This window comes from Azospirillum sp. UENF 211521 (assembly GCF_058780535.1).
The window spans coordinates 1,285,383-1,298,168 of sequence record NZ_JBSNCF010000002.1; the positions used below are offsets into that span (position 1 = coordinate 1,285,383).

The 12,786-nt window shown below is 70.1% G+C and carries 13 protein-coding genes and 1 tRNA gene; 9 read left to right on the forward strand and 5 right to left on the reverse strand.

What is annotated here, in order from left to right:
- Positions 1 to 122: 122 nt before the first annotated feature.
- The 4 genes from ACWPN5_RS22625 (at position 123) to ACWPN5_RS22640 (ending at position 2,804) form a co-directional block, all read left to right on the forward strand.
- Entirely contained in the window at positions 123 to 1,328 is a 1,206-nt protein-coding gene (locus ACWPN5_RS22625) for an MFS transporter (RefSeq protein WP_492297480.1), read from the forward strand.
- A 184-nt stretch (positions 1,329 to 1,512) separates the two neighbouring features.
- Positions 1,513 to 1,995: a flavodoxin FldA gene (fldA, locus tag ACWPN5_RS22630; protein WP_492297482.1), complete on the forward strand. Its 483-nt coding sequence runs from the start codon at positions 1,513 to 1,515 to the stop codon at positions 1,993 to 1,995.
- On the forward strand, positions 1,974 to 2,390 hold the full coding sequence (locus ACWPN5_RS22635; protein ID WP_492297484.1) for a DUF2023 family protein: 417 nt from the start codon (positions 1,974 to 1,976) through the stop codon (positions 2,388 to 2,390). Before fldA ends, ACWPN5_RS22635 begins: the two co-directional genes overlap by 22 nt.
- 123 nt (positions 2,391 to 2,513) lie before the next feature.
- Positions 2,514 to 2,804, forward strand: coding sequence for a hypothetical protein (locus ACWPN5_RS22640; RefSeq protein ID WP_145681069.1), 291 nt, complete (start codon positions 2,514 to 2,516; stop codon positions 2,802 to 2,804).
- 7 nt (positions 2,805 to 2,811) lie between these two features.
- On the opposite strand, the gene ACWPN5_RS22645 is transcribed toward ACWPN5_RS22640, so the two are convergent.
- The 3 genes from ACWPN5_RS22645 to ACWPN5_RS22655 are packed head-to-tail and all read right to left on the reverse strand — an operon-like array spanning position 2,812 to position 5,010.
- Positions 2,812 to 3,345 carry a P-loop nucleotide/nucleoside kinase family protein gene (locus ACWPN5_RS22645; protein ID WP_145681070.1) on the reverse strand — a complete coding sequence of 178 codons (534 nt, stop codon included), beginning with the start codon at positions 3,343 to 3,345 and terminating at the stop codon, positions 2,812 to 2,814.
- Between the two features lie 44 nt (positions 3,346 to 3,389).
- Positions 3,390 to 3,887 carry a ribonuclease E activity regulator RraA gene (rraA, locus tag ACWPN5_RS22650; protein ID WP_492297487.1) on the reverse strand — a complete coding sequence of 166 codons (498 nt, stop codon included), beginning with the start codon at positions 3,885 to 3,887 and terminating at the stop codon, positions 3,390 to 3,392.
- 58 nt (positions 3,888 to 3,945) lie between these two features.
- Positions 3,946 to 5,010: an NUDIX hydrolase gene (locus tag ACWPN5_RS22655; RefSeq protein WP_307833752.1), complete on the reverse strand. Its 1,065-nt coding sequence runs from the start codon at positions 5,008 to 5,010 to the stop codon at positions 3,946 to 3,948.
- Between the two features lie 231 nt (positions 5,011 to 5,241).
- Between ACWPN5_RS22655 and ACWPN5_RS22660 the strand changes: the two genes are divergently transcribed.
- The gene (locus ACWPN5_RS22660; protein WP_145681072.1) at positions 5,242 to 5,895 is read left to right on the forward strand and encodes a DUF47 domain-containing protein; all 654 of its coding nucleotides are present in this window, start codon (positions 5,242 to 5,244) and stop codon (positions 5,893 to 5,895) included.
- Between the two features lie 4 nt (positions 5,896 to 5,899).
- Positions 5,900 to 6,907: an inorganic phosphate transporter gene (locus ACWPN5_RS22665; protein WP_145681073.1), complete on the forward strand. Its 1,008-nt coding sequence runs from the start codon at positions 5,900 to 5,902 to the stop codon at positions 6,905 to 6,907.
- A 130-nt stretch (positions 6,908 to 7,037) separates the two neighbouring features.
- Here ACWPN5_RS22665 and ACWPN5_RS22670 read toward each other — a convergent pair.
- Positions 7,038 to 7,112, reverse strand: a tRNA-Gly gene (locus tag ACWPN5_RS22670).
- Between the two features lie 318 nt (positions 7,113 to 7,430).
- Here ACWPN5_RS22670 and ACWPN5_RS22675 point away from each other — a divergent pair.
- A complete protein-coding gene (locus tag ACWPN5_RS22675) occupies positions 7,431 to 10,517 on the forward strand; it encodes an ATP-binding protein (RefSeq protein WP_492297490.1) in 3,087 nt (1,028 codons plus the stop codon).
- A gap of 55 nt (positions 10,518 to 10,572) precedes the next feature.
- Here ACWPN5_RS22675 and ACWPN5_RS22680 read toward each other — a convergent pair whose 3' ends face one another.
- Complete coding sequence (locus ACWPN5_RS22680) at positions 10,573 to 10,881, reverse strand: ribbon-helix-helix domain-containing protein (RefSeq protein ID WP_145672829.1); 309 nt, start codon at positions 10,879 to 10,881, stop codon at positions 10,573 to 10,575.
- A 234-nt stretch (positions 10,882 to 11,115) separates the two neighbouring features.
- On the opposite strand from ACWPN5_RS22680, the gene ACWPN5_RS22685 reads away from it, so the two are divergent.
- Together ACWPN5_RS22685 and ACWPN5_RS22690 are read left to right on the forward strand one after the other, a co-directional pair.
- Complete coding sequence (locus ACWPN5_RS22685) at positions 11,116 to 11,310, forward strand: hypothetical protein (RefSeq protein ID WP_492297493.1); 195 nt, start codon at positions 11,116 to 11,118, stop codon at positions 11,308 to 11,310.
- 176 nt (positions 11,311 to 11,486) lie between these two features.
- The gene (locus ACWPN5_RS22690; RefSeq protein WP_492297495.1) at positions 11,487 to 12,749 is read left to right on the forward strand and encodes a YcaO-like family protein; all 1,263 of its coding nucleotides are present in this window, start codon (positions 11,487 to 11,489) and stop codon (positions 12,747 to 12,749) included.
- Positions 12,750 to 12,786: the final 37 nt, after the last annotated feature.

The following is a 12,786-nucleotide window of genomic DNA, read 5'->3' on the forward strand; positions in this document are numbered from 1 at the left end:
AGTCTCGTAAGAAATCGGCCTGACCGCGGTGGCAGGCCGTCGCGGCTCACCATAGGCTGTTGCTCCACACCAAGCAACGCGCCGCCCGCCCGCCGAGCAAGCGCCAAAAAAGGCTTCCTTTCGTGACTGACACCACCCTGTCCCGGCCCAAGGCCGGGGGGACGGCCCTGCCCGTCCTGGGGACGATCAGCGTCTGCCATCTGCTGAACGACCTGATCCAGTCCCTGCTGCCCGCGATCTACCCGATCCTGAAGGGCGGATTCGACCTCAGCTTCGCGCAGATCGGCCTGCTCACCCTGACCTACCAGATCACCGCCTCGCTGCTTCAGCCGATCATCGGGCTCGCCACCGACCGGCGGCCGGCGCCCTATTCCCTGACCATCGGCATGGGGGCGTCGCTGGTCGGGCTGGTCACGCTGGCCTTCGCGCCGAATTACGCGGCGCTGCTGATCGGGGCGACCCTGCTGGGCTTCGGCTCCTCGGTCTTCCATCCCGAGGCGTCGCGGATCGCCCGGCTGGCCTCCGGCGGCGCGCACGGGCTGGCGCAGTCGCTGTTCCAGGTGGGCGGCAACGCCGGCTCGGCGCTGGGGCCGCTGCTGGCCGCCTACATCATCCTGCCGCGCGGGCAGGAGAGCCTGTCCTGGTTCGCGCTCGCTGCCCTGGGTGGCATGGCGCTGCTGACCGGCATCGGGCGCTGGTACGCCCGCAGCGACCACGCCCGCCCGGTTCGCCGCGGCGCCGCGGTCCGTCACCCCGGCCTGACCCGCGGGCAGGTGAACCGGGCGCTGGCGGTGCTGATGGTGCTGATCCTGTCCAAGTACGTCTATCTGGCCTGCCTGACCAGCTACTACACCTTCTTCCTGATGGAGCGCTTCGCCCTGGCCCCGGACTCGGCGCAGCTCTGCCTGTTCGTCTTCCTGGCGGCGGTGGCGGCGGGGACGATCATCGGCGGGCCGGTCGGCGACCGGATCGGGCGCAAGACGGTCATCTGGATCTCGATCCTCGGCATCCTGCCCTTCACGCTGCTGCTGCCCCATGTCGGGCTGACGGCGACGGTCGCGCTCAGCGCGGTGATCGGGCTGGCCCTGGCCTCGGCCTTCCCGGCCATCATCGTCTACGCGCAGGAACTGATGCCCGGCCGTGTCGGCATGGTCTCCGGCCTGTTCTTCGGTCTGGCCTTCGGCATCGGCGGCATGGCCGCCGCCGGGCTCGGCGTCCTCGCCGACTGGAAGGGCATCGGCTTCGTCTTCCAGGCCTGCTCGGTCGTGCCCCTGCTCGGCCTCGCCGCCGCGCTGCTGCCCAACGTTTCCCCGCACAAGGAGTCCTGACCACCTGAAGGCCGCGCCGTCCCCGACGGCGCGGCACCCCCCCTTCGCAGAATTCCCACAAATCTGTCATGGTCATATTGCAAATGCGAATCATTCTTATTATCATTCACTGCAGGCCGGACGTTCCCGCCTTTGCTTGCCGGCCCTGACCCGATTGGCCCACAGGATTGCCCAGAGAGAGACCATGAACGTCACGATCATCTATGGCTCCGACGGCGGCGCGACCAAGTCGGTCGCCTCGCGCATCGCGAAGAAGATTCAGGGAAAGACCGTCGACATCGCCCGCGCCTCCGCCGCGGATTTCGAGAATTGCGACCTGCTGATCCTCGGCGCGCCGACCTACGGGGTGGGCGATCTGCAATGCGATTGGGAGGCCAATTTCGGCACGCTGACGGCGGCCAACCTGAACGGCAAGAAGGTTGCCCTGTTCGGCACCGGCGATCAGGTGACCTACCCGGAGTCCTTCGTCGACGCGATGGGCACGCTCTACGATCAGGTGGTGGCGCAGGGCGGGGTCGTCGTCGGCTTCACCGACACCACCGGCTACGAGCATTCGGGCTCCACCGCCGAACGCGACGGGCGGTTCGTCGGGCTGGCGCTCGACCAGGACAACCAGTCCTCCCAAACCGACAAACGGATCACCGCATGGATCAGCCAACTGACATGACGCCTCATGACGGGTTGTCCATGCCCGTCCACCTGCTCGGGCACCATCTGTACGAGTACAGCAAGGGCGTCCGGCCCATGGTCATGATGACTCTCAGCACGCGGGACGCCGACACGGTGACCCGCAAGCTGGCCGAGCGGTTCGTCGACTACCACGTCCAGACGGTGACCGAGGCCAAGGTCAACGTCTTCTTCGGCAACCCGGCCTGCGTCGCGATGGTGCGCAACGTCGTCCGCAAGCCGTTGAACCAGTTGACCCCGGAAGAGGATTTCATCCTCGGCACCCTGCTCGGCTACGACCGCGAGCAGCAGTGCCGGCGCTTCCTGGCCATGGCCCAAGCCGGAAGGGAGGGGGCTGGAAGAGAGGGGGCCGGGCGGGACGGGGCGGTGTCCTGAACCATCCGTCGGGACACCGCCCCCACCATCCGGAAAAAGGCCCTTTCGGCCTCGACAGGCCGGGCCGCCGTCGTACAGACTGCCTCCCCAAATAGAATGGAAAACAACCAAGGGGAGGCAGGGATGGCGGCGGCTCCGTCCGGGATGATGTTCGAGAATCCGGAGAACGGCCAGCGGGAGGCGGTGACCAACCGCGAGATCCTCTGGGCCTTTCTGCTCGGCCCCATCTACTTCGCGAAAAAGGCCGAGTGGCTGCACGCCGGGATTCACGCGGCGCTGATCCTCATCTCCATCCCGCTGTGGCCGGCGGGCGCCCTGATGACGCTGGGCGTCTGGGTCGGCTACGCCTGCGCGGCGCCGACGATCCTGGAATACCGGTACCAGAAGATGGGCTGGGAGAAGGTCGCGGGCTGAGTCAGCCTCACGGACGGCGTCCGGTCCCGTCGGGCGTGCGGATCGGCAAAACCGCCAGAATCGACGCGACGCAGGCGTCGACCGCGCGGCCCGCCGTGTCGACGACAATGGCCGGCCCGTCCCAAGGCTCGTAGGTCCGGCCCGTCACCGCCACCCAGGAGGGCGGACGGTGTCCGGCGATGTCGCTGTGGCGGGTTTCCACCCGATGCCGGTGCTCCACCGGGTCCGAGCACACGACCTCCACCTCGACCAGCGGCACCCCGGCGCGGAGCGCCGTGGCGCGCCACGCCTCGCGCGTGACGCGGATGGGGTTGACCGAGTCCGCGACGACGGTGGCGCCAAGCCGAAGATTGTCGCCGGCCACGGCGTAGGCGACCACATAGCCCTGCGGGCCGACAGCCTCCCCGTCGGCGCCATCGGCCATGCGGATCGCCTGCTCGATCGTATCGATCCGCAGATGAAACGCGCCGAGCCGGCGCGCCAACACGCGGGCGATGGTCGTTTTGCCGGTTCCGGGCAAGCCGCCGAAGACGATCAACATGCGCCACTCTTTTCAGGGCCGGAGCCTGCCTCGTTCCACACCCGTCACCCGGTCGCGCCGAACTCCTCCGGAGCCAGCACCAGCACCCCGTCCTCATCGGCGAAGACCAGATCGCCGGGGTTGATGCGGATGCCGGCCAGCGTCACCGGCAGATCCTTCTGCCCCTCGCCGTTGCGGACGGTCTTGCGCGGGATGGCCGCCAGCGCCTTGATGCCCAGGTCCAGCGTGGCGAGCACCGCGGCGTCGCGGACACAGCCGTGGATGACCACGCCCGCCCAGCCGTTCTTCACCGCGTCCTTGGCGATCAGGTCGCCCATCAGGGCGGCGCGCAGGCCGCCGCCGCCGTCCACCACCAGCACCTTGCCCTGCCCCGGCGTGCCCAGCAGTTCCTTGACGCGGGAGTTGTCCTCGAAGCACTTCACGGTCACCGCCGCGCCGCTGAATTTGCAACGCCCACCGAAATCGCGGAAGACGGGGTCGGCGACGCGGGCGGTCTTCTCGAACCGGTCGTAGAGGTCGCAGGTGCTGTCGAAATCGGTCATGCGGTTTCGCTCCCCTTCTTTAGCCGTTGGCGGCAGAATACCCGCAGTGCGGCGATGGTCAATCCTCCGGGGCGGCGATGGCGCCCGTGCTGGTGCGCTCCAGGATGGCGCTGCGGCGGAAGCGGTACAGCTCGGCGGGGCGCCCGCCGGTCTGGCTTTCATACTGGCCGGTCGGCTCTACCAGCCCGCCGGAGATCATCAGCCGGCGGAAATTCTGCTTGTGCAGCCGCTCGCCGGACAGCGCCTCCACCACCTGCTGAAGCTGGTGCAGGGTGAAGGTCGGGGGCAGCAGCTCGAACACGATGGGGCGGTATTTCAGCTTGCCGCGCAGCCGCTCCAGCGCCGTCGCCAGGACACGGCGGCCGTCACGGGCCATCGGGCGGCCCAGCGCGCGCGGCATCTCCAGCCGCACCGTCCGTTCCTCCACCCCCGCCCGGCGGGCGAGGTCGTGGTCGCGGAACGCTTCCACCACCAGCCCGGCTTCGTAGAGCAGCTCGTAGCGTTCCAGCACCCGTTCGGAGTCCCACTCTCCGCCGTCCAGGGCGAAGGCCATGCGGGCGCGCTCGCCGCGGCGGGCGCGGGCGGGCTCGTCCGGCGCCGCGGCGACCCAGCGGGCCAGCGCCGGACGGATCACCGAATCGAGCAGCGCCGGCGGCGAATCGCGCCAGTCCTCCCAGGGGAAGAATTCGTAGAGGCCGCGCCATTCCGCGCCGTCGATGCGCAGCGGCGCCTCGCGCAGCAGCGCCAGATAGCCGACCACCAGCGAGCGCGGACCGCCGAACAGCTCGTGCGGGTCGCGGTAGCGGTCGCCGAAGCTGTAGAGCTGCTCGACGTAGCGCAGGGTCAGCCCGGCCGCGTCCTCGGCCACCGCGCGCAGGCCGTCCTGGAGCGTGCGGAAGCGCTCGGGATCGAAAGGCGCGCCCGGCAGGGCGTCGCGGTGGGGCGGCGGCTCGTCGCCGCGCCGGTGCGATTCGGGGATTTCGAAGCCGCTGCGCACGGTCACCACGCGCGGCTCGGCGCCGTTCGCCGGGGACACGCCCACCGAAACGATGGCCGCCGTCAAGCCGATCTGTGTTTCCAGGCCGATCTGTGTTTCCGAGCCGTTCCGTGCTTCCCCTGCCACGCGCCACCCCGTTGCCAATCCGTCGGCGGCAGGATAAGCGGCCCGCCGCGGCAAATCACCGGTCTTTCCGCCGGACACCCCCGTGAAATCTCGCCGCAAGCCGGCCCGGCATGACACTTTTGTGACTCCCCACGGGCGCCGGGGATGTTACACCAGCCGCGACGCTGAGGCTCGCGCGCGTCCGTGCGGGTTCCCCAGCGCTGCAGGCCGGCGTAAGTTGGAGAACCACGCATGCTGAATTTGTTCCGGGCCCTGATGCCGCGCGAAGAACGGTTTTTCGACCTGTTCGCCGACCACGCCCGGACCGTCGCGACGGGCGCGGAAGCGCTGCGGGCGATGATGGCCAGCGGCCAGGACCTGGAGGAGCGGTTCCAGACCATCCGCCGGGTTGAAAGCGAAGCCGACGCCATCGAAAGGAACATCCAGCTCGCCGTCCACCGCACCTTCATCGTGCCCTTCGACCGTTCGGACATCCAGGAACTCGGCAAGCGGATGGACGACGTTCTCAACCTCATCGAGGAGACCGCGCGTCACCTCGTGGAGGCGGGCTTCATCGACTACACGCCGGAAATGCACGCCCAGGCCGACGCCATCGTGCGCTGCACCGCCCGGCTGAGCGCGGGCATCCCCCTGCTCCGCGACATCCCCAAACACGTCGAGCAACTCCACGCGATGACCGCCGAGGTCTCGCGGATCGAGAGCGAAGGCGACCGGCTCCTGCGCGAGGCCAAGCACCGGCTGCGCGACGAGAGCGGCGGGCTCGACGCCCCCATCACCCATCGCCACGCCCTTCAACGCGAGATCATCGAGCTGCTGGAACGCGTGCTCGATGCCTGCGAGGACGTGGCCGACACCATCGACGGCATCATCGTCGAACAGGTCTGATCCCATGGAAGCCGCTTCCCTCGCCCTGCCCATCCTCATCGGGCTGATCGGCGTCGCCCTCCTCTTCGATTTCCTCAACGGGCTGCACGACGCGGCCAACTCCATCGCAACGGTCGTCTCCACCCGCGTGCTGAAGCCGCGGACCGCCGTCGCGATGGCCGCCTTCTTCAACTTCATCGCCTTTCTGTTCTTCGGGCTGCATGTGGCGACCACCATCGGCACCGGCATCGTCGGGGCGGGGGTGGTCGACCCGCACGTCATCTTCGGCGCGCTGATGGGCGCCATCGTCTGGAACGTCTTCACCTGGTGGCTGGGCATCCCCTCCAGCTCCTCCCACGCGCTGATCGGCGGCCTCGTCGGGGCCGGCGTGGCGAAGGCCGGGCTGGACGCCGTGGTGGTGTCCGGTCTGGCGAAGACCGCCGCGGCCATCGTGGTCTCGCCGGTGGTCGGCTTCCTGCTGGCCAGCGTGATGATCGTGGCGGTGTCCTGGCTGTTCCGGCGCAGCACGCCCTTCGCGGTCGACCGGCTGTTCCGCCACATCCAGATCGGCTCCGCCGCGCTCTACAGCCTGGGGCACGGCGGCAACGACGCGCAGAAGACCATGGGCATCATCGCCGTCCTGCTCTACTCGCAGGGCCTGTTGGGCGATACCTTCCACGTGCCCTTCTGGGTGGTCATCACCTGCCAGGCGGCGATGGGGCTGGGCACGCTGTTCGGCGGCTGGCGCATCGTCAAGACCATGGGCTCCAAGCTGACCGACCTGAAGCCGGTCCAGGGCTCCTGCGCGGAGACGGGCGGGGCCATCACCCTGTTCGTCGCGACGTGGCTCGGCGTGCCGGTCAGCACGACCCACACCATCACCGGCGCCATCATCGGCGTCGGCGCCGCCCGCCGCACCAGCGCGGTTCGCTGGGGCTTGGCGCAGGGCATCGTCATGGCCTGGGTCATCACCCTGCCGGCAACCGCCATCGTCGGCGCGCTCTTCTACGAAGTGTCGCTGGCCCTGTGGTGACCCCCGGCGGGGCCGGAACCGGGCACGGCGGGCCGAAGGGTCCGCCACCGGCCGGCCTCCCGGCAGACTCCGACACGCGAAAAGGGCGGCCCGAGAGGCCGCCCTTTTTCGTACCGTCCGCACTGTGATCTGGAGCGGGCGAAGGGATTCGAACCCTCGACCCCAACCTTGGCAAGGTTGTGCTCTACCCCTGAGCTACGCCCGCGCCGCTCCAGCGGAGGAGCGCCCGTATACGCCTCGGCGGCGGCCAAGGCAAGCCTATTTTTTCACGCGACACCAATCCTTGCGGTGAAGCCGCCTCGGCACGGCGGGAATGCAGCGCGGGCCGGGCCGCCGCTTGCGGATTGCATAAGAAAGCATACCAACATATGTTACGCTGCCTTGTTCAGAACAAAATTGCCAATCCATTGTTTTGAATGTCTGCGCATTTGAATTTCTTTCCTCTAACATGCCGATGACGCTCCGCAGGGGGGCTTCGATGGCCGGAACGGACATGGACTTGGGCGGACCGCAACCGATGCCCATGACGGCGCCTCGGGAGGCGTCGAGCCGTGTCGTGCCCGCCCCCGACGCCGCCCGCCCCCCCGAAGCGCCGGAGGGCGGGGCGGCCCGGCGCAACAGCGCGGAACGCAAGGTCGTCACCGTCCTGTTCGCCGACATCGTCGAATCCTCCAGCATGGTGTCGGGCCGGGACCCCGAGGAGGCCGACCAGACCCTCCTCACCATCCTGCAGGTCCTGACCGACGCGGTGGAACGCTACGGCGGGACGGTGGCTCAGGTGCTGGGCGACGGCATCATGGCGGTGTTCGGCGCTCCCTCGGCGCTGGAGGACCACGCGCTGCGCGCCTGCCTCGCCGCGCAGGACATCGCCCGCTCGGCCATCGATTCGGACGAGTTCAAGATGCGGATCGGCATCAGCTCGGGCGAGGTGGTGGCCCAGATCATCGAGACGGGCGTCTGGACCGACTACCGCACGGTGGGCGAGACCGTGCATGTCGCGGCCAAGCTGCAGCAGCGGGCGAACCCCAACAGCGTGCTGCTGAGCCGCGAGACCCTGGACCTCGTGCCCAAGGGCCTGACCGTCCGCCCGGCGGGAACGCTGCGCCTGTCCGCCGCGGCGGAGCCGGTGACCGCCTTCGCGCTGGAGGCGGCGCAGGCGATGCGCCGCACGGCGATGGACCTGCTGTCCGCCGAAGGCACCCTGTTCGTCGGGCGCCAGCCCGAACTGGCTCTGCTGACCGGCGCGCTGCGGCGGGCCGAGCGGGGCCAGGGCGCCTGCGCCATCCTGATCGGGGAGGCCGGCATCGGCAAATCCCGGCTGACCGGAGAACTGATGCGCAGCCCGGAGGCGGCGGCCTTCACCACGACCATCTGGCCGCAGTTCCCGATCCGCCGCCTGGGCGATCCCGACGACCTGGAGGCGGCGGCCCGCTGCCTGGCCCAGGCGGTCTGCGGAGCGATGGATGGCCCGGCGGGGGACGGCGTGGCGGTGGCGCGGCTGACCGCCGCGGCGCGCAGCGGCGGCGAGCTGGCCGGTGAGGCGATGCGGGAACTGCTCGGCCAGCCCTCCGTCCACCCGCTGTGGCAGGGGCTCGACCCCGCCCAGAAGGCCGATTTCAGCGTCGAGGGGCTGGTCGCGGCGATCCGCGAGCTGTCCGTCGAGCGCCCGCTGCTGATCCTCGTCGAGGACGCGCACTGGACGCGCGGACTGACCAACCGCCTGCTCGACGCCCTGGCCGAGGGAGCGGAGGACGCCCGAGTCTTCGTCCTGGTCACCTCGCGGCCCGATGCGCCCGCCGGCTGGTCCGCGCCGGACACCGTCCACGCCATCACGCTCGAACCGCTGGAGCCGCTGCAGGCCGACGAGTTCCTCGACCATTGGCTCGGCCACAGCCCGTCGCTGGCCGACCTGAAGGCTCGCGTCGCGACGCAGAGCCAGGGCGTGCCGCTCTATCTGGAGGAATCGCTGCGCACCCTGGAGACCACCGGGGTGATCGTCGGCAGCCCGGGACGCTACAGCTTGGGCAAGACCGACGCCCGGATGGTCCTGCCCGCCACGGTGCACGGCCTTCTGGCCTCGCGGATCGACGCGCTCGACCCCGGCCCGCGACGGGTCCTGATGCACGCGGCGGTGATCGGCACCTCGGTCGACCTGGGCCTGCTGCGCGCGGTGTCCCCGGTTCCCGCCGCCGACCTGCCCGCGGCCCTGGCCCGGCTGGAGCAGAGCGGCTTCTTCGCGCGCTCCCGCCTGCTGCCGAACCTGGAGCTGACCTTCCGCCACGCGCTGGTCCAGGAGGTCGCCTACGCCACCCTGACCAAGCGGGAGCGCCAGCCGCTGCACGGGCGGGTCCTGCACGCCCTGCGCCGGCGGTCCGACCGCAACCTGCCGAACCGGGCGGAGCTGATCGCCCATCACGCCTTCTACGCCGAGGATTGGCCGCTCGCCTGCGCCTACGGCCGCCGCGCCGGGCGCCGCGCGGAAATGCGCTGCAAGCATTTCGACGCCGGACGCTTCTACGAGCAGGCGCTGAAGGCCCTGGACCATCTGCCGGACACCCGCCGCAACACCCAGCGGCGCATCGACCTGTGGGTCGGCATTCCCCTCGTCCTGCTGCCGCAGGGACGCCAGCTGGCCGGCGACCCGCTGGAGGAGGCGCGGGACATGGCGCTGGGCATCGACGACCGCATCCGCTACGCCCGCGCGACTTCGCTGAAGGCGTCCTTCCAGTGGGTCTACGGCGTGCTCGACGGCGCCATCGCGCTCAGCCGCAGCGCGCTCGACCATCTGGGCAACCGCGGGACGATGGAGCTGCGCATCCAGGGACTGATGCGGCTGGGCGGCATGCTGGTGGACAAGGGCCATTTTCCGGAGGCCCAGGAGAAGCTGGAGCAGGCGCGCAGCCTGGCGCTGGCCCACGCCCCGCGCGCGCGGTTCGGCCTGACCGCGGTGGCGGTCGCCATCACCGCCGCCTACCAAGGCCGCTGCCTCGCCGAGCTGGGGCGCGACGAGGAGGCCGTCCGGGTGATGCTCCACGCCCTCGACATCGCGGAAGAGGTCGGGCACGCCTTCTCCGTGTCGTCGGTGAAGGTCCATCTGGCGCTGGTCCACATCATCGGCGAGCGCTTCGCCGAGGCGCTGCCGTTGTTGAAGGACGCCATCACGATCACCGAGGCGACGCGCCTGCACATCTTCCAGCCGATCACGCTGGGGGCGCTGGGCTACGCCATCGCCCGCACCGGCGGTGCCGTGGAGGGCGCGCGGCTGCTCAACGCCAGCCTGGAGCAGGCGCACATCCTGAATCACTCGCTGCCCAGGCCGCGCATCCTCAACTGGATGTCCGACCTCGCCCTGGAAACGGCGCAGCATGAGACGGCGATCGGCTGCGCCGCCAAGGCGCTGGGCATCGCCACGGATGCCGGCCAACTGTCCGAGCAGGGCTGGTCACACCTCGCCCTGGCCCAGGCCTTCACCGCCGTCGGCCAGCATCACGAGGCCATGGAGCATCTGGCGGCCGCCGAGACGATGAGCCGCCAGCTGTCCATGTTGCCGCTCGCCGACCGCTGCCGGACCTTCCGCCGCTGCCTCGCGGCCTCCAGCCCGGTGACGTGAACCAGCTTGACGTGATCCAAGCCTGATGTGATCCGGTGACGACCCCGCCGGGCCGTCAGGCCACCAGCGTGGTGGTGCCCGCGGCGGTGCTGCGGAAATGGTTCAGCACATAGACCCGGACGCTGGTGGCGAAGGGGATGCCCTCCGTCCGGCTGTCATGGATGTCGGCGCACAGCGCCTCCAGCGACCGGCCCTGGGACTTGGCGATGTCCTTCAGCCCGTCCCAGATCGTCGCCTCCAGCCGCAGGCTGGCGCGGCGCCCCCCGATGGTCAGAGAGCGCGTCACCACGGCGGGCGGAGCCGTGAGCGAGCTGAGGTCGGCCATCTCGTCGAGGCTGCGGGGAATGCGGCGGTCCAACTTCATCGGTACGCTCCTGTCTCGGCTGGCCGCTTCTCGGCCTGGCGAATTTTTCCCGGGGTCGCCGGATTTTTTCCGGGACTAAACATGCGTGTGTGCGCGTGTAAGCGATTTTTACCCAGGCAACGGGCGTCCGGCATGTGAAGTTCTTCACAGTCCGGACGGGTCATAGCGGCCAAGGTTTCGACATACCGCAGTATTCCGCGGTTCCTCGAAACCCCACGCCCAGGAGCTGTTCCCATGACCGCCATCATCGACCAGACCGCCCTCATCCGTGGTGCCGACGGCCGTCTCTTCGCCGTGACCGCCCAGGGCGTGACCGAGGTTGCCGAGCCGGCCACCGCGCTGACCGCCGCCGCCCGCATCGGCGACCGCCGCGGCTTCAACAGCGACGACCACGAGGCCGCCCGCCACGCGATCACCCCGGGCCTCTGACCGGCGGGGCGACCCCGCCTGGGCCCGTCCGTCGGGCCTGTTCTTCGGGCCGTGGCGGCCGGCGTTTCCCTGGCCGGCCTGCCACGGTCCCCGCCCGGCTCTCGTGCTTCGCCGGTTTCGATCCGGATTGACCACGGGCATCCCGTGGCGGCGTCCCAAGGCGGAGACCCTTTCCCATGCCCCTCGATTTCGTCCGCGGCCTTGTCCGGGACCCGGCCATGTCCGACCAGCCGCTGAAGGTGCACACCACCGGAACCCACCGGATCGCCACGCCGGAGCGGACGCTGGCCCGCGTCACCCCCTTCCTGCCCGTCATGGGCATCACGCGGGTGGCGAACGTCACCGGGCTGGACCGCGTCGGCATCCCGGTCGTGATGGTGACCCGGCCGAATTCCCGGTCCGTCTCCGTCGCCCAGGGCAAGGGCGTCACGCTGGCCGCCGCCAAGGCGTCGGGCGTCATGGAGGCGATCGAGAGCTACCACGCCGAACGCATCACCCTACCCCTGAAATACGCCAGCTACGACGAGCTGCGCTGGACCCACCGGGTGGTGGACGTGACCCGCCTGCCGCGGCTGTCGACCAGCGCATTCACCCCGCACACCCCGATGCTGTGGATCGAAGGCGACGATCTGCTGGGCGGCGGGCGGATGTGGGTGCCCTTCGAGACGGTGCATCTGAACTTCACGCTGCCGATGCCGCCGGGGTCCGGCTGCTTCCTGGCCGGGTCGAACGGGCTGGCCTCGGGCAACAGCCTCGCCGAGGCGACCGCGCACGCCATGACCGAACTGGTCGAGCGCGACGCCGCCACGCTGTGGCGCCTCGCCTCCCCGGAGGCCCAGGCCGCCACCCGCATCGACCCCGACAGCGTCGCCGATCCGGTCTGCCGCTCCCTGCTCGACCGCTTCGACGACGCGGGCGTCGCGGTCGGCCTGTGGGACATCACCAGCGACATCGGCCTCCCGGCCATCCTTTGCCGCATCGCGACGCGCGAGGACTCGCCGCAGCACAGCGTCCGCCCGGCCATGGGCATGGGCTGCCACGCCGCGCCGGAGATCGCGCTGTCCCGCGCCCTGACCGAAGCGGCGCAAAGCCGGCTGACCTTCATCGCCGGGGCCCGCGACGACATGCCCCGCTCCGAGTACGAACGCCACCTCGCCCCGGTGCAGCACGCGCGCTGGACGGCGCTGATCACCGGGGGCGCCGGGCGCCGCGACTTCGCCGCCCTCCCCAGCCTCGCCGGACGCACCATCGAGGAGGATCTGGCCGGCCAGCTCGACCGGCTGCGCGCCGCCGGCATCGAGGAGGCGGTGGCGGTGGACCTGACCAAGCCGGAGTTCGGCATCGCCGTGGTCCGTCTGGTGATTCCCGGCCTGGAGGGGCTGGACTCCTCCCCGGACTACGCGATGGGCGCCCGGGCGCGCGCCGTGGCCGGCCTGTGAAGCCGGCCGCGGCCGTAGAGAGTATGCAGAGTATAAT